Source organism: Agrobacterium sp. 719_389, assembly GCF_900188475.1.
In the GTDB taxonomy this organism is placed as follows: domain Bacteria; phylum Pseudomonadota; class Alphaproteobacteria; order Rhizobiales; family Rhizobiaceae; genus Agrobacterium; species Agrobacterium radiobacter.
Window position 1 is genome coordinate 175,185 of sequence record NZ_FYEM01000005.1, and the last position, 16,726, is coordinate 191,910.

Here is a 16,726-nt window from a genome sequence, read left to right on the forward strand (position 1 = left end):
GCCATGGCGATCCTTGCGCTCGACCATGTTCAACTGGCGATGCCGGCGGGCCGCGAAGATGAGGCGCGTGCCTTTTATGGCGGCCTGCTCGGCTTTGCGGAGGAGATCAAGCCCGCCAATCTGGCCGCGCGCGGCGGGTGCTGGTTCAGCCGGGGTTCGATAAAACTGCATCTCGGCGTCGAGCAGGATTTCCGCCCGGCGCGCAAAGCCCATCCGGCCTTTCTGGTCGATGATATGGCAACCTTGCGAAAAACACTTGAAACAGCAGGCCGCCATGTGGTTGAGGATGAGCCGCTCGAAGGGTATCACCGGTTTTATGTCCATGATCCCTTCGGAAACCGCATCGAGATGATGCAGCCGCTCGAACCGTGACGAAAAGTACCGTTCCATGCCCCTGATCGACATGCCGGAATTTTCCGGAGAGCTATTGGAAGAATTCGCCGCGCGCCGCACCAGCCGCGTGAACACGCCCGTCATCCAGCCCGCCGAACCGTTTCTGGACATGGCGGGTGAGGATTTGCGCCGCCGTATCTTCATGACGGAGAGCGAGACGGGGACGAGCCTTTGCCTTCGCCCCGAATTTACCATCCCGGTTTGCCTGCGCCATATCGAAACGGCGACCGGCACGCCGAAGCGTTATTCCTATCTGGGCGAAGTCTTCCGTCAGCGCCGCGAAGGTGCCAACGAGTTTTATCAGGCCGGCATCGAGGATCTCGGCGATACCGATATCGCCGCTGCCGACGCCCGCGCCGTCATCGATGCGACCGGTATTTTGCAGCGCCTGCTGCCGGGCCGGGCGCTTGCCGTCACGCTGGGCGATCAGCAGGTGTTCGAGGCGGTGGTTGCCGCCCTTGGCCTGCCGCTTGGCTGGCAGAAGCGGCTGGTGCAGGCCTTCGGCGATATGGCGCAGCTCGACGCGCTGCTGGAAAGCCTCGTGCATCCCAAGCCGATGACCGGCCTCGACGCTCGGGTCGCCGGCCTTTTGGCGACGGGCGACGAGGCGGTGCTGGTCGATTATCTCGATACGGTGATGCAGGAAACTGGCTATTCCACCAATGCCAGCCGCTCGCCGCAGGAAATCGCCCGCCGTCTGCGGGAGAAGCTGGCGCTCGCGGCCACGCGGCTGCCGGACGAAAGCTTTGCGCTGCTCAAGCAGTTCCTGGCCCTGAAGGCACCCCTGCCGCAGGCCTCGCAGGTCCTTGCCGATTTTGCCGCAAAGGCGAAGCTGAAACTGGATGGTGCGCTTTCCGCTTTCGACAAACGTGTCGCAGCCCTTGCCAACGCCGGTGTCGATCTTGAAACCGTCACCTATGGCGCGGCCTTCGGCCGTCCGCTCGATTATTATACCGGCCTTGTTTTCGAGGTAGTGGAAGCGGGCGGAGACAGCGTTCTGGCCGGTGGCGGCCGTTTCGACCGGCTGCTGACCCTGCTCGGCGCACAGGAAAAAATACCGGCTGTGGGTTTTTCGCTCTGGCTGGATCGCATCGAAGCGGTGCGGGGGAGCGACAAGCCATGATCACCATCGCATTGCCCTCCAAGGGCCGGATGAAGGAAGACGCCTCCGCCGTTCTGGAACGCGCCGGGCTGAAAGTCGCGGCTGTCGGCAATGACCGTTCCTATCGCGGCCGCATCGAAGGGCGCGACGATATCGAGATCGCCTATCTGTCGGCCTCCGAGATCGCCCGTGAGATCGGCGCCGGCACGGTGGATTTCGGCGTGACGGGAGAGGACCTAGTGCGCGAGGGGCTGACCAATGCCGATGCGCAGGTGGAATTTTGCGCCCGCCTCGGTTTCGGCCATGCCGACGTTGTGGTCGCCGTGCCGGAAATCTGGCTGGATGTGGACAGCATGGCCGATCTCGGCGATGTCGCTTCGGAATTCCGCGCCCGTCATGGCCGCAGGCTCGCCATCGCCACCAAATATTGGCGGCTGACGCAGCAGTTCTTTTCGCGCCAGCACGGCATCCAGCTTTACCGTATCGTCGAAAGCCTTGGCGCGACCGAAGGTGCGCCGGCGGCGGGGCAGGCGGATATCATCGTCGATATCACCTCAACGGGTTCGACGCTGAAAGCCAACCATCTGAAAATCCTCTCCGACGGCATCATCGTCCGCTCGGAAGCCTGCTTTGTCCGCGCCCGCAAGCCGGAGCACGAGGGTGATGCGAGAGTTGAGGAGATCGCCTCGCGCATAAGGGCGGCGGTCTGACGACGTAAGAACAAAAAAGCCGCCGGATCGCTCCGGCGGCTTTTTTGTTGGTCGATCTGTCTGGCTCAGGCGTGGGCCACAGCCGCGCCGCGCTTTGCGTCGATGGAGTAGGCGCCAGCGCCGAAGGCGGCAAGCAGGATGTAAGCGCCTGCAAGGGTGATGTTCTTCACCATCATGATGCCGTTCAGCGTGTTGATCCAGCCAAGAGCCGGCTCAGGCCAGCCGGGAACAGCAACGGTGCCGCTGTGGAACACCAGACCGGTGAAGACGCAGAAGACGGCAAGCGCCCAGGCGGCGATCCTGGTCTGGAAACCGGCGAGAATGGCAAGACCGGCAACGAGTTCGAACAGGCCTGCGACATAGGCAAGCGCGGTCGCGGCGGGCAGGCCGGCGCCGGTGATCATGCCGGCCGTGCCAGCCGGATCGACGAGCTTGCTGAAGCCCGAAGTGATGAAGATGAAGGAAAGCAGAATGCGGGCGATAAGAACGAGAACGTTCTGGCTGCTGGACATGGATATCTCCGGTAATTGATCGGCGTGTTGCCGGTTAAGCTGCAGGGCAATGTCTGGAGACATCAATGTCGGAAAATCACTCATCCATAAAGATGAACAACAGAAGACAAATTGTCTTCATTTTGTGAACGATGGATAGCGTCGCTGTGAAGGGCCTCAGGCGGCGAAGCGAATATCCTCAAGGCGCGGAAACAGGAAAAGCCCCGATATGCGTCCCTGCTGGCCGTCTTCGAAGCCGGAAGATTCCCCCATGCAGATGACCGGCTGCCGCATTGCCGGCAAAATGGAGAGGCCGGTTGAAAAACAGAAACGTGAGGGCGCGGTTGAGACCTGCTCGAAAAGTTCCAGCACGCGGGCGTGGTCAGCGCGGTCGTAACAGCGGACAAGGCTCAGCAAACCGCACTCACCCGGCGGCAGGCCGTGCATGAATGATGCGTGTTCGCCGAGCCGGATGACGCCGCTCGAAAGATCGCTGCTCCACTCCTCCGAAATGAAGAAATGCGACATGGTCCGGGGATCGGGCGCGGTCGTCACCGCCGTTGGCAGTGCATCGTTGCGTCTTGATATTTCAAACAAATCGCGCCCCCGCATGAACACGTGCCAGCGCCGCCATTTCTAGCGCCGCTGCCAGGTTGAACCTTTACCGCCACCCGCAGTCGAACGTGTTTGCCAAGCATCGAAACCCCTTCAATGCTCGCCGCCCAGTCGCGGAACCCTTACGGGGGCTGACTTATAGTTTATTTTCCCCTACCTACAACAACCAGCCAGTGAGAAAATCAAAAATATGATGTATTTCTTCTTCAAAATCGCGAGACTTGCGAAAAAGCACAACTAGATAGCGCACTTATAAGCCGGTCCGAGTGAAAATCAGGCCCGTATGGGGTGGTGATTCGCTCCTGACGCTGCCGCATTATTGCATGGGACGGCAAAAAATAGCCGGATAAAATCACGCCTGTTCCAAAACGGGACAATACACGAACCTTTCCGCTTTCGGCCTTCAGAATTATGCAACTTGTTGATTTCATAAGGCATCTGTCGCGAGAGCGCCGACGTCATCGTCGGTCCTGTCCCACTGCCGTCCGATCTAAATTCCGGACGGCCGGCAGCCTTTTTAAAGACAGTAGTGGAGGGTCAACATCCCCCTCGACGTCATCCTCGGCCCTGTGCCGAGGATCTAATCACGTCGAATAAAATCAATCGGTTGCAGATCCTCGGGACAGGCCCGAGGATGACGTCGGCGTGATTGGCTTTGGCAACGGCATACCCGAAAATAATAGAACCAATGACACATGACTTCTTCGAGAAATTTAAACCGGACAGCAGTGGCCTATCCCAAGGATGAGGCCGATAAGATGTGCCGCCTTCCGTCAATCGCGCAGGGACGGCAAAGAAAAAGGGCGGTCCGAAGACCGCCCTTTCTTATTCCAGTGACAGGACTGATTAGAAGTCCATGCCGCCCATGCCGCCGCCGGGCATCTGCGGCATTGCCGATTCCTTCTTCGGAAGTTCGGCGATCATGGCTTCGGTGGTGATCAGCAGCGAAGCAACCGAAGCTGCGTTCTGCAGAGCCGTGCGAACAACCTTGACCGGGTCGACGATGCCGAGCTGGATCAGGTCGCCATATTCGCCGGTCTGGGCGTTGTAGCCGTAGTTGTCTTCGTTCTTGTCGAGGATCTTGCCGACAACGATGGAAGCTTCGTCACCAGCGTTTTCTGCGATCTGGCGAACCAGAGCCTGCAGAGCCTTACGCACGATGTTGATGCCAGCTTCCTGGTCGTCGTTTGCACCCTTGGCGGTGATCTTCGTGGAGGAACGCAGCAGGGCAACGCCGCCGCCCGGTACGATACCTTCCTGAACAGCAGCGCGCGTCGCGTTGAGAGCGTCGTCGATGCGGTCCTTCTTTTCCTTCACTTCAACTTCCGTCGAACCGCCAACGCGGATAACGGCAACGCCGCCAGCGAGCTTGGCAAGACGTTCCTGCAGCTTTTCGCGGTCGTAGTCGGAAGTGGTTTCTTCGATCTGCGCCTTGATCTGGGCAACACGGCCTTCGATGTCGGACTTCTGGCCAGCACCATCAACGATCGTGGTGTTTTCCTTGGAGATCGAAACCTTCTTCGACTTGCCGAGCATGTCGAGGGTAACGCTTTCGAGCTTGATGCCGAGATCTTCGGAAATGACGGTACCACCGGTCAGGATGGCGATGTCTTCCAGCATGGCCTTGCGGCGGTCGCCGAAGCCAGGAGCCTTGACGGCAGCGATCTTGAGGCCGCCACGCAGCTTGTTGACGACGAGCGTTGCAAGGGCCTCGCCTTCGACGTCTTCAGCGATGATGACGAGCGGCTTGCCGGTCTGAACGACAGCTTCGAGAACAGGCAGCATGGCCTGGAGGTTCGAAAGCTTCTTTTCGTGCAGAAGGATGTAAGCGTCTTCGAGGTCCGCAACCATCTTTTCCGGGTTGGTCACGAAGTAGGGCGACAGGTAGCCGCGGTCGAACTGCATGCCTTCGACGACTTCGAGTTCGGTTTCAGCGGTCTTGGCTTCTTCAACGGTGATGACGCCTTCGTTGCCGACGCGCTGCATTGCTTCAGCAATGTCGAGACCGATCTGACGTTCGCCGTTTGCAGAGATCGTGCCGACCTGCGCAACTTCTTCCGAAGTGTTGATCTTCTTGGCCTTGGCCTGAAGGTCCTTGACGACTTCAGCAACGGCCAGATCGATGCCGCGCTTCAGGTCCATCGGGTTCATGCCGGCAGCAACTGCCTTTGCACCTTCGCGAACGATGGCCTGGGCCAGAACCGTTGCGGTGGTGGTGCCGTCACCGGCGATGTCGTTGGTCTTGGAGGCAACTTCGCGAACGAGCTGTGCGCCCATGTTCTCGAACTTGTCTTCCAGTTCGATTTCCTTGGCGACGGAAACGCCGTCCTTGGTGATGCGCGGAGCGCCGAAGGACTTGTCGATAACGACGTTACGACCCTTCGGGCCGAGGGTGACCTTCACTGCATCAGCGAGAATGTCGACGCCCTTGAGCATCTTTTCGCGCGCTGTGCGGCCGAATTTGACTTCTTTGGCTGCCATTTTCAAAACTCCTGGTTTCGAACGGCCGGACCGGGTCCGGCTTGAAATTTACGGAAACGATGGGTCCGGCGAAATCAGCCGATGATACCCATGATGTCGGCTTCCTTCATGATCAGAAGGTCTTCGCCGTCGAGCTTGACTTCAGTGCCCGACCACTTGCCGAACAGGACGCGATCGCCAACCTTGACGTCGAGAGCGACGACCTTGCCGGCCTCGTCACGTGCGCCGGAACCGACGGCGACGATTTCGCCTTCCTGCGGCTTTTCCTTGGCGGTATCGGGAATGATGATGCCGCCCTTGGTCTTTGCTTCGGATTCAACGCGACGAACGACGACGCGATCATGAAGCGGGCGGAAATTGGTGCTTGTCATTGCCTAATCCCTCGATCAAATGACTGCGCGAGCTTTTGGAACTCGCCTGATGGGTGTTAGCACTCTCCTTAATCGAGTGCCAGCGGAACCGAGATAAGGAGGGCTTCTGCCGGAGTCAAGAACGCCCTGTCTGAAAAATTTCCTGGCTTATGGTTATCAGCGTTCCATGACAGAAATTTCCCATGCGCGGATGCGCGCCACGGCGATATTCTTTTCGCGCGATGCGCGTTGCATCCATCTACGGGACATTTGTGTTCATGCTGCGTCAGGCGGGGCCGAAGACCGGTCACGCACCGCTTTTTTCCTTGCCATCGGCGTCCCGCTTTGCGATGTGACGCTCACCCCCTTCTCGCATCCGGAAAGCATCTCATGGCCCACCGCATTCTCACTCTCGGCGAAATCACTGATGGGTTCGACGTTATTCTTTCGGATGTCTGGGGCGTGCTGCACAATGGGGTGAGCGCCTTTCCGGATGCGGCGGTTGCGCTGCGGGAAGCGCGCAAGGCTGGCAAGACGGTGGTGCTCATCACCAATTCGCCGCGTCCCGCCCCCGGGGTCATCGCCCAGCTTCGTGTTCTCGGCGTGCCCGATGAGGCCTATGACCGTATCATCACCTCGGGCGACGTTACCCGTGGCCTGATCGCGGAAGGCCCGAAAAAAGTCTTCCTGCTCGGCCCGGAGCGGGACATGCCGCTGCTGGAAGGTCTCGATGTCGAATGTGTCGGCGAGGCGGAAACGGAATCCGTGGTCTGCACCGGCTTCTTCGATGACGAGACGGAGACGCCCGAGGACTATACCGAAATGCTCAAGCGCTTCATTGCCCGCAATGCGCCGATGATCTGCGCCAACCCCGATCTGGTTGTGGAACGCGGCGAGCGTATCATTCCCTGCGCCGGCGCCATGGCCGCCTATTACGAACAGCTCGGCGGTGAAGTCCGCATCGCCGGCAAACCGCATGCGCCGATCTACGAAGCCTGCCTTGCGGCTGCGAAAGAAGTGCGCGGCGCCTTCGCCAAGGACCGCGTGCTCGCCATCGGCGACGGCATGCCGACGGATGTGAAGGGCGCGATTGCGAGCGGTCTCAACCTTCTTTATATCAGCGGCGGCATTCACGCCGCCGAATATACGCTGAACGGCCAGACGGACGAGGCGCTTCTCAACGCCTATCTCAAGGGGCAGGGTGCTGCTCCCGGCTGGTGGATGCCCCGTCTCGCCTGAGGATATCTCGCCTGAGGAATAGCTGGCGCAGGAATGGATCGATTGCCATGACCGTCTTTCACCGCAATGAAAAAAAGGAGCCGCTGCCGGAAGCTCTTCGTGGCGGCGTCATCGCCATCGGCAATTTCGACGGCGTGCATCGCGGCCACCGGGCTGTGCTGGATCGTGCTCTGGAACTGGCGGAAGCGCGCGGGGTTCCCGCGCTGGTGCTGACCTTCGAGCCGCATCCCCGTTCCGTCTTCCGTCCCGACACGCCGGTCTTTCGCCTCACGCCCGCGCCTTTGAAGGCGCGCATCCTTGAGGCCATCGGTTTCCGCTCGGTCATCGAATATCCCTTCGATCGGGAATTTTCGCAGCGCTCGGCGGAGGAATTCGTCCAATCCATCCTGGTCGACTGGCTTCATGCCAGCGCCGTCGTCACCGGCTTCGATTTCCATTTCGGCAAGGGCCGCGAAGGCGGCCCGGCATTCCTGATGGCGGCCGGTAAACGCCATGGTTTTGACGTGACGCTGGTGGATGCGTTTCGCGACGAGGGTGCGGATGTCGTCTCCTCCAGCCGTATCCGCTCGCTTCTGTGCGAGGGTGATGTGGCGGGCGCTGCAGGCCTGCTCGGATACCGCTTCACGGTGGAAAGCGAGGTCATCGGCGGCCAGAAGCTGGGGCGCACGCTGGGTTATCCCACCGCCAACATGGCGCTCGCCCCGGAAACGGAACTGAAGGCCGGCATTTATGCCGTGCGCTTCCGCCGCCCAGATGGTTCTATCCACGATGGCGTGGCGAGCTTCGGTTATCGCCCGACCGTCACCGAAAACGGCGCGGCGCTGCTCGAAACATTCGTCTTCGATTTTTCCGGCGATCTCTACGGTGAGGTCTGTTCGGTTTCCTTCTTCGGGCACCTGCGCGATGAACTGAAATTCGATGGCCTCGATCCGCTCGTCGCCCAGATCAGGCGCGATGAAGAAGAGGCGAGAGCGATGTTATCGGGCGTGCGCCCGCTCAGCGCGTTGGATGCGAAGATTGCGTTTTGATCTGATGAGACCTGTCAGCCCATATTCCGGGCTATATTGCCGTCGCTTTTCTCTTCCTTTTTGCCGGAAAACCGCATAAACAACCGGCCATGTCCCAATACCGGTTGAAGTTTACAGTTCAGATTGGCCGAATTATTGGCCCGGCCTTCCGCCCGCTCTGACGAGCCGGAAGGTCCGGGATTTTGGCGCTTGTCATGGCATTTGTCATGGCGCTTTCCGTATTTGCCCCTCTTTGAAATTGAGACGGCGCGACCGACACGGCGCGCAACAACGGTACGATTATGAGCGACACCGCAGAAAAACTGGACTACTCCTCCACCCTCTATCTGCCGCAGACGGATTTTCCGATGCGCGCCGGCCTGCCGCAGAAGGAACCGGAAACGGTGAAGCGCTGGCAGGAGATGGGCCTCTACAAGCGCCTGCGCGCCTCCGCCGCCGGCCGCGAGAAATTCGTGCTGCATGACGGCCCGCCCTATGCCAACGGCAACATCCATATCGGCCATGCACTGAACAAGATCCTGAAGGACGTCATCACCCGCTCTTTCCAGATGCGCGGCTACGACGCCAATTACGTTCCGGGCTGGGATTGCCACGGCCTGCCGATCGAATGGAAGATCGAGGAAGCCTATCGCGCCAGGGGCAAGAACAAGGACGAGGTTCCGGTCAACGAATTCCGTAAGGAATGCCGTGACTTCGCGGCCGGCTGGATCAAGGTCCAGTCGGAAGAGTTCAAGCGTCTCGGCATCGAAGGCGACTTTGACAATCCCTACACGACGATGAACTTCCACGCCGAAGCCCGCATCGCCGGCGAACTGCTGAAGATCGCCCGCACCGGCCAGCTCTATCGCGGCTCCAAGCCCATCATGTGGTCGGTGGTCGAGCGCACGGCGCTGGCGGAAGCCGAAGTCGAATATGCCGATGTCGAGAGCGACATGATCTGGGTGAAGTTCCCGGTGAAGGACGCTGCGCCCGCGCTTGCCGGCGTCTCCGTCGTCATCTGGACGACCACGCCGTGGACCATCCCCGGCAACCGCGCCATCGCGTTTTCGTCGCGGGTCGAATACGGCCTTTTCGAAGTGGAAAGCGCGCAGAATGATTTCGGACCGCAGCCGGGTGAAAAGCTGATCTTCGCCAGGAAGCTCGCCGATGAGGCCGCCGCCAAGGCGAAGTTGACCTTTAAGCTCGTTCGCGATGTGACAAGCGAAGAACTGGCCGCCATCACCTGCGCCCATCCGCTGGCATCGCTCGGTTACGATTTCGCGGTTCCGCTGCTCGAAGGCGATCACGTTACCGACGATGCCGGTACGGGCTTCGTGCATACAGCGCCGAGCCATGGCCGCGAAGACTTTGACGTCTGGACCGCGCATCAGCGTGAGCTGGAAGCGCGCGGCGTGTCGCCGGCCATCCCGTTCCCGGTCGGCGACGACGGCTTCTACACCGAGGACGCCCCCGGTTTCGGCCCGTCCGCCGAAGGTGGCGCTGCCCGCGTCATGGACGACAACGGCAAGAAGGGCGATGCGAACGAGCGTGTCATCAAGGCGCTGATCGCGGAAAACAACCTGTTTGCCCGAGGCCGTCTGAAGCACAGCTATCCGCATAGCTGGCGCTCCAAAAAGCCGGTCATCTTCCGCAACACGCCGCAATGGTTCGTCTATATGGACAAGGAACTGGGCGACGGCACGACGCTGCGTTCGCGCTCGCTGAGCGCCATCGACGACACCCGCTTCGTCCCTGCCTCCGGCCAGAACCGCCTGCGCGCGATGATCGAAGGCCGGCCCGACTGGGTCCTGTCGCGCCAGCGCAGCTGGGGCGTGCCGATCGCCGTCTTCGCCGATGAGAAGGGTGAAGTCCTGATTGATGAGGCCGTCAACGCCCGCATCCTCGAGGCCTTCGAGGCCGAAGGTGCGGACGCCTGGTTCGCCGAAGGCGCCAAGGAGCGTTTCCTCGGCAATGACCACGACCATGCCCGTTGGCAGCAGGTCATGGACATTCTCGACGTCTGGTTCGACAGCGGCTGCACTCACACCTTCACGCTGGAAGACCGCCCGGACATGAAGTGGCCGGCGGATGTCTATCTGGAAGGTTCCGACCAGCATCGCGGCTGGTTCCATTCGTCGCTGCTAGAAAGCTGTGCGACGCGCGGCCGTGCGCCCTATAACGCCGTTGTCACCCATGGTTTCACCATGGATGAGAAGGGCGAAAAGATGTCCAAGTCCAAGGGCAACGTGGTCTCGCCGCAGGAAGTCATGAAGGACGCCGGCGCCGATATTCTGCGCCTGTGGGTCATGACGACGGATTACTGGGAAGACCAGCGTCTCGGCAAGGCCATCATCCAGACCAATGTCGATGCCTATCGCAAGCTGCGTAACACCATCCGCTGGATGCTCGGTACGCTCGCCCATTATAAGGGCGAAGAGATCGCCTATGACGATCTGCCGGAGCTGGAAAAGCTGGTGCTGCATCGCCTGTCCGATCTGGATAAGGTCGTGCGCGAGGGTTATGACGGCTTCGAGTTCAAGAAGATCGCCCGCGCGCTGGTGGATTTCGCCAATGTCGAGCTTTCGGCCTTCTATTTCGATATCCGCAAGGACACGCTTTATTGCGACGCGCCGTCGTCGCTGAAGCGCCGGGCGGCGCTGTCGGTCATCGCCAAGCTGTTTGACTGCCTCGTCTCGTGGCTCGCGCCCATGCTGCCCTTCACGACGGAAGAAGCGTGGCTTTCGCGTTATCCGGATGCTGAATCGGTGCATCTTGTCCAGTTCCCGGAAATCCCGGCGGAGTGGAAGAACGATGCGCTGGAAGCGAAGTGGGAGAAAATCCGCAAGGTCCGCACGGTCGTGACGGGCGCGCTGGAAGTCGAGCGCCGCGAAAAGCGCATCGGCTCCTCGCTTGAGGCAGCCCCTGTCGTGCACATTGCCGACGCTGACCTGCTGGCGGCGCTGGCCGGGCAGGATTTTGCCGAAATCTGCATCACTTCGGCCATTTCGGTGGTGGGTGATGAAGGCCCGGCCGATGGCTTCCGCCTGCCGGAAGTCGCAAAGGTCGTGGTCGAGCAGAAGCTGGCGGAGGGCGTAAAATGCGCTCGCTCCTGGCGCATCACCACCGATGTCGGTTCCGATCCGGACTATCCGGAGGTTTCCGCCCGCGATGCGGCCGCGCTGCGCGAGCTTGCAGCACTGGCATAATGAAAATGGCCGGATGAATTGCGCTTTGCCTCTTCATCCGGTACACCTGCCTGAAAATGGCCGGATTTGCACGGCAATGCGGGCTGCCGCCTGCCGAAAGACGATGTCTGGCGCAGTGGGACGGACGGCTGGAAGGGTTTCGATGAAGACGATGCAGGGTAATGCGCAGGGTTTGGGCATGTTTCGCACGGTTGCAGGCATCACGGCGATAGGCGTGTTGCTCGGCGCCTGCACGAGCCCGACCTACGGTACGGGCAAGACGGCGGCGGAACAGCTTGTCGACGACCTCGGCAACGCGACGTCGATCACCGGTGATCAGACCAAGCGTAACCTGAAATACAGCCCCCGCCCGGGCCTCGTCGTTCCTGCCCAGTCCCGCGCCGAACAATTGGCCGCGCCGCAGCAGAATATGGCGAACCGCGAAAACAACCCGCAATGGGTTGAATCGCCGGAAGAGACCCGCGAACGTCTGCGCGACGAGGCGGATGCCAACAAGAACAATCCGCACTACCGCTCGCCGCTGCTCGCCGGTAACGGCACTGCCGGCCAGATGACCGAAAGCCAGAAATGGGAAGCCTTCCGCAAGGCGAAGGCCGAAGCCCAGGGCGGCTCGGTCGTTAACGCCCAGCGCAAGTTCCTCACCGATCCGCCGGCCGAATATCGCAGCGTTCCGCAGGATCAGCTGACCGATCTTGGTGAGCCGGAGCAGAAGAAGGAAAAGCGCCGCAAGAAAGAAGCGGCTGTCGCCAACACCGGCAAGAGCTGGTGGAACCCCTTCTGATAAAATGACGGGCTGATGGTGGCCTGCGGGAAAGGTTTCTCCCGTCGGCTGCTCAATCGTCGAGACGTTTCTCGCGGAAAAATTGCCGCAGGATTTCCGCACTTTCGCTTTCCGCAAGTCCCGAATAAACATCCGGCGCATGGTGGCATGTCGGCTGGCTGAAGAAGCGCACACCACTATGCACCGCGCCGCCCTTGGGGTCTTCCGCGCCGTAATAAAGGCGGCGGATACGGGCGAACGAGATCGCCGCCGCGCACATGGTGCAGGGCTCAAGGGTTACATAGAGATCGGCGCCGGGCAGCCGTTCCTGCCCCAGCGCCTCGCAGGCCATGCGGATCACGGCGATTTCGGCGTGCGCCGTCACATCGTTCAATTCACGGGTGCGGTTGCCGGAACGGGCGATGACGCGGCCGTCCAGAACCAGTACGGCGCCGATCGGAACCTCCTGCCGCTCGCCGGCGGCACGGGCTTCCGCCAGCGCCAGTTCCATGAAATGCGTCCTTTCGGCCATTGCGTTTCAATTTCCTCTTAACCCTTGTGCTTGGACCTGATAGGACAGCCCAAACAACAGGCAAACAGCAAATGACTTTTAAAGACAAGCCGAAGCGTGACGGCGGCAAGACAATTAGCCGCGACAAGAAGCCGAAAGGCCCCGGCAAGCCCGCCGCAGAGCGCGAAAAGAAACCGACCGAGGTAAAGGCCGCCCCGGCGCCGGAAACCGTTGGCGGCTCCAAGCCCGAGCGCATTTCCAAGATCATGGCGCGCGCAGGCGTGGCCTCGCGCCGCGATGTCGAGCGCATGATCATGGAAGGCCGCGTATCGCTGAACGGCGTCAAGCTGGATACGCCTGTCGTCAACGCCACGCTGTCGGACAAGATCGAAGTCGACGGCATGCCGATTCGCGGTGCAGAGCGCACGCGCCTGTGGCTCTACCACAAGCCCGCCGGTCTGGTGACGACCAATTCCGACCCGGAAGGCCGCCCGACCGTTTTCGACAATCTGCCGAGCGAACTGCCGCGCGTTCTGTCCATCGGCCGCCTCGATATCAATACCGAAGGCCTGCTGCTGCTTACCAATGATGGCGGCCTTTCCCGCGTGCTGGAACTGCCGACCACCGGCTGGCTGCGCCGTTACCGCGTGCGCGCCCATGGCGAGGTCGATCAGGCGGCACTCGACAAGCTGAAGGAAGGCATTGCCGTCGATGGCGTGCTTTATGGCGCAATCGACGCGACGCTCGACCGCACCCAGGGTCACAACGTCTGGATCAGCATGGGCCTGCGTGAAGGCAAGAACCGCGAAATCAAGAACGTGCTCGGCGCGCTCGGTCTCGAGGTCAACCGGCTGATCCGCGTTTCCTATGGTCCGTTCCAGCTCGGTGATCTCGCTGAAGGCAAGGTGCTGGAAGTGCGCGGCCGGATGCTGCGCGACCAGCTCGGCCCGCGTCTGATCGAACAGGCCGGCGCCAATTTCGACGCGCCGATCTACAATGCGCCCGTTGAAGACGAGGAAGACAACACGCCGAAGCGGGCGGTGAAGTCCGAATGGGCAAAGAGCGATGCGCCGGAAGGCAAGCCGCGTTTCGACAAGGCTGCCGGCAAGCCGGAAGACCGCCGCGAAAAGGCGCTCGGACGGCTGGATACCAAGCGCGGCGACAAGCCGGCCGGCAAGTTCGGCTCCAAGCCCGCCGGGAAATTTGGCGCAAAGGGCCGCAGTGAGGACGATGGCGACGACCGCCGCCCACGCCAGCCTGCCGGCACCAGCCGCACGGCCAATGTCTGGATGGCGCCCGGTGCAAGGCCCACCCGTGACGGCAAGGAGCGCAAGTCTTCCGCCCGTGCGGAAGCCGAAAACCTCTTCAAGAAGCCTTCCGCCCAGGACGAGGCGCGCCGCAACGTCGTGCGGCATGCGGATGCCGAGGGCGAGTGGATCCGCTCAGATTCTCCCCGCGAAGAAGAAGCTGGTCGCGGACGCGGCGACCGTCCGCGCGGCGAAAAGAGCTTTGGCGATCGTGGTGGACGCGGCGGAAAGCCGTTCGGCGACCGGCCATTCCGCGACAGGCCGCGTGAAGAGGGTGATCGCCCGCGCAGCGACCGTCCACGCGGTGAAAAGAGCTTCGGTGACCGCCCGGCACGCGGCGGCAAACCTTTCGGCGACCGTCCGTTCCGTGACAAGCCGCGTGAAGAGGGTGATCGTCCGCGCAGCGACCGCCCACGCGGCGAAAAGAGTTTCGGCGATCGCACCGCCCGCGGTGAAAAACCTTTCGGCGACCGTCCGTTCCGCGACAGACCCCGTGAAGACGGTGAGCGCCCACGCGGCGAGCGCCCGGCGGGCGACAAGCCCCGGGGCGGCAAGCCGGGTGGCAAACCCGGATTTGGCAAACCGTCCTTCGGAAAATCGGGCGAGCGCGGCGAACGTTCGGGTTTCTCAGGCAAGAGCAAAGGCCCCGGTGGTCCCGGCGGCGGCAAGCCGGGCGGCAAAGGCCCGGGTGGCAAACCTTCTGGAGGCAGGGGAATGACACGTAATGCGGATCGTAGGCGGTGAGTTCCGCGGCCGGACACTGGCCGCGCCGAAATCGAATTCCATTCGTCCGACCATCGACAGGACGCGGGAAAGCCTCTTCAACATTTTAAGCCACGCCTATCCGGAAAGTCTGGACGGCACGCGCGTTCTGGACGTTTTTGCCGGAACGGGCGCGGTTGGTCTGGAGGCGCTTTCGCGCGGCTGTCGTGTGGCGCTCTTCGTCGAAAACGGCGTCGAGGGCAGGGGATTGCTCTGGGAAAATATCGATGCGCTGGGTCTGCATGGCCGCGCCCGCATTTTGCGGCGTGACGCCACCAAGCTCGGTGGTGTCAATAATATCGAGCCCTTCGATCTTCTCTTCGCCGACCCGCCCTATGGCCATGGCCATGGTGAGAAGGCTTTCTCGGCAGCCCATGGCGGCGGCTGGCTGACACCTGGCGCGCTCGCCATTCTGGAAGAGCGCGGCGATGTGGCGGTAAAGGTCGATCCGGTATTCAAGCCGCTCGAAAGCCGCATCTTCGGCGATACGAAAATGCATTTCTACCGCTACGAGCCCTAGAACCTTTCCAGGAAAAGTGGAGCCCGGTTTTCCGCCGGGAAATCCGACAGAACAAAGATTTAGAGTGTTTTCGCGATTTAAAGAAAAGCGAAAACGCTCCGATAGGAACACCTCCCGTCACGCCATGGTCTTGTCTTCTTTGCCGAATAGGCAGAGTCTTTGCCGCGGAAAGAATTTGGGTGTGCGCATGGAGCAGGGTGTAAACGAAAGCGTCACGATCGTCCGCGCCGGGGAAGAGGTTCTCCAAGGTGACAGTACGGGTGGCCACGAGCCGACATTCGGACTGGCGCTCGGCGGCGGCGGCGCGCGGGGCATCTGCCACATCAATGTCATCGAGGCGCTGGACGAACTCGGCATCCGGCCTGTCGCGATTTCCGGTTCTTCCATCGGCTCCATCATCGGCGCGGGCATGGCGGCCGGCATGACCGGCCGCGAAATCCGCGAATACACGCTTGAACTCATGGGACGAAAGGGTTCGGTCGCCAACCGGCTCTGGAGCCTCGGCCCGGCCTCGATGCGCCACGCGGTGGATGGTTTTCGCCTTGGGCAGTTCAACCTCGAACTCATTCTGCACGCGCTGATGCCGCAGGCTCTGCCGAAAGATTTCTCGGAGCTTGCCATTCCGCTCAAAGTGATAACCACGGACTATTACGCGCAGACCGAAGTGGTGGTGGAACGCGGGGAGATCATCCAGGCGCTGGCGGCGTCCGCCGCCATTCCGGCACTGTTCATGCCCGTTCGTATCGATGGCCGCATCATGATTGATGGCGGCATCTTCAACCCCGTGCCCTATGAACATCTGCTGGATCGGGCCGATATCGTCATCGGTGTCGATGTCGTCGGCGGCCCCGAAGGTGACGGCACCACCATGCCCAACCGGCTGGACAGCCTGTTCGGCGCCAGCCAGCTGATGATGCAGGCGGCAATCGCCCTGAAACTGAGGTTACGCCCGCCGCATATTTTCCTGCGCCCGCCGGTGCACCGTTTCGGGGTGCTGGATTTCCTGAAGTCGGAGGAAGTGCTGAACGCGTCGGCCAGCATCAAGGACGATCTGAAACGGCAGGTCGACATGCAGGTGGAACTGTTTCATCGCGGGCAGGGTGTGGAAGCTTGAGGGGTACTCCTTGCGTATTCACCATGGAGCGAGCGCAAGCCGCTTGTTTCTTCTCCCCGCCGGGGAGAAGGTCGCGGCAGCGGGATGCGGGGGCAAGGGCAGAGATATTCTGAGAGGTTGCCCCCTCATCTGACCCTTCGGGCCGTCTTCTCCCCGCC

15 protein-coding genes are annotated in these 16,726 nt (G+C 61.2%); 10 read left to right on the forward strand and 5 right to left on the reverse strand.

Annotated elements, in window-relative coordinates; genetic code table 11:
- Positions 1-3 precede the first annotated feature (3 nt).
- From CFB10_RS11490 to hisG, 3 genes are read left to right on the forward strand one after another with little or no spacing between them, the layout of a single operon-like run.
- Positions 4-372 (forward strand): VOC family protein, encoded by a 369-nt coding sequence (locus CFB10_RS11490; protein WP_020010527.1) that lies wholly within the window; start codon positions 4-6, stop codon positions 370-372.
- A gap of 16 nt (positions 373-388) precedes the next feature.
- Entirely contained in the window at positions 389-1,516 is a 1,128-nt protein-coding gene (locus CFB10_RS11495) for an ATP phosphoribosyltransferase regulatory subunit (protein ID WP_020010528.1), read from the forward strand.
- On the forward strand, positions 1,513-2,205 hold the full coding sequence (hisG, locus tag CFB10_RS11500; RefSeq protein ID WP_020010529.1) for an ATP phosphoribosyltransferase: 693 nt from the start codon (positions 1,513-1,515) through the stop codon (positions 2,203-2,205). The genes CFB10_RS11495 and hisG overlap by 4 nt, the downstream gene beginning before the upstream one ends.
- A 65-nt stretch (positions 2,206-2,270) precedes the next feature.
- On the opposite strand, the gene CFB10_RS11505 is transcribed toward hisG, so the two are convergent.
- The 4 genes from CFB10_RS11505 to groES all read right to left on the reverse strand — a co-directional run bounded on the left by CFB10_RS11505 (position 2,271) and on the right by groES (position 6,163).
- Positions 2,271-2,717 (reverse strand): DoxX family protein, encoded by a 447-nt coding sequence (locus CFB10_RS11505; RefSeq protein ID WP_020010530.1) that lies wholly within the window; start codon positions 2,715-2,717, stop codon positions 2,271-2,273.
- A gap of 156 nt (positions 2,718-2,873) precedes the next feature.
- Positions 2,874-3,308: a hypothetical protein gene (locus CFB10_RS11510; RefSeq protein WP_020010531.1), complete on the reverse strand. Its 435-nt coding sequence runs from the start codon at positions 3,306-3,308 to the stop codon at positions 2,874-2,876.
- Between the two features lie 849 nt (positions 3,309-4,157).
- A complete protein-coding gene (gene groL / locus CFB10_RS11515) occupies positions 4,158-5,792 on the reverse strand; it encodes a chaperonin GroEL (protein WP_020010532.1) in 1,635 nt (544 codons plus the stop codon).
- 74 nt (positions 5,793-5,866) lie between these two features.
- Positions 5,867-6,163, reverse strand: a complete 297-nt coding sequence (groES, locus tag CFB10_RS11520) for a co-chaperone GroES (RefSeq protein WP_003494080.1) — start codon at positions 6,161-6,163, stop codon at positions 5,867-5,869.
- Positions 6,164-6,532: 369 nt separating this feature from the next.
- Here groES and CFB10_RS11525 point away from each other — a divergent pair, with 369 nt between their 5' ends.
- From CFB10_RS11525 to CFB10_RS11540, 4 genes are all read left to right on the forward strand, one after another.
- Complete coding sequence (locus CFB10_RS11525) at positions 6,533-7,381, forward strand: TIGR01459 family HAD-type hydrolase (RefSeq protein WP_020010534.1); 849 nt, start codon at positions 6,533-6,535, stop codon at positions 7,379-7,381.
- A 47-nt stretch (positions 7,382-7,428) separates the two neighbouring features.
- A complete protein-coding gene (locus CFB10_RS11530; RefSeq protein WP_020010535.1) occupies positions 7,429-8,409 on the forward strand; it encodes a bifunctional riboflavin kinase/FAD synthetase in 981 nt (326 codons plus the stop codon).
- A gap of 281 nt (positions 8,410-8,690) precedes the next feature.
- On the forward strand, positions 8,691-11,594 hold the full coding sequence (gene ileS / locus CFB10_RS11535) for an isoleucine--tRNA ligase (RefSeq protein ID WP_020010536.1): 2,904 nt from the start codon (positions 8,691-8,693) through the stop codon (positions 11,592-11,594).
- A 142-nt stretch (positions 11,595-11,736) separates the two neighbouring features.
- Positions 11,737-12,375, forward strand: coding sequence for a hypothetical protein (locus tag CFB10_RS11540; protein WP_003494085.1), 639 nt, complete (start codon positions 11,737-11,739; stop codon positions 12,373-12,375).
- 52 nt (positions 12,376-12,427) lie between these two features.
- Here the strand turns inward: CFB10_RS11540 and CFB10_RS11545 are convergent, their stop codons facing one another.
- Positions 12,428-12,886, reverse strand: coding sequence for a nucleoside deaminase (locus CFB10_RS11545; protein ID WP_020010537.1), 459 nt, complete (start codon positions 12,884-12,886; stop codon positions 12,428-12,430).
- 71 nt (positions 12,887-12,957) lie between these two features.
- On the opposite strand from CFB10_RS11545, the gene CFB10_RS11550 reads away from it, so the two are divergent.
- The 3 genes from CFB10_RS11550 to CFB10_RS11560 all read left to right on the forward strand — a co-directional run bounded on the left by CFB10_RS11550 (position 12,958) and on the right by CFB10_RS11560 (position 16,568).
- Positions 12,958-14,916 (forward strand): pseudouridine synthase, encoded by a 1,959-nt coding sequence (locus CFB10_RS11550; RefSeq protein WP_020010538.1) that lies wholly within the window; start codon positions 12,958-12,960, stop codon positions 14,914-14,916.
- The gene (gene rsmD / locus CFB10_RS11555; protein ID WP_003503166.1) at positions 14,897-15,454 is read left to right on the forward strand and encodes a 16S rRNA (guanine(966)-N(2))-methyltransferase RsmD; all 558 of its coding nucleotides are present in this window, start codon (positions 14,897-14,899) and stop codon (positions 15,452-15,454) included. The genes CFB10_RS11550 and rsmD overlap by 20 nt, the downstream gene beginning before the upstream one ends.
- A gap of 187 nt (positions 15,455-15,641) precedes the next feature.
- Positions 15,642-16,568, forward strand: coding sequence for a patatin-like phospholipase family protein (locus tag CFB10_RS11560; protein ID WP_020010539.1), 927 nt, complete (start codon positions 15,642-15,644; stop codon positions 16,566-16,568).
- Positions 16,569-16,726 lie beyond the last annotated feature (158 nt).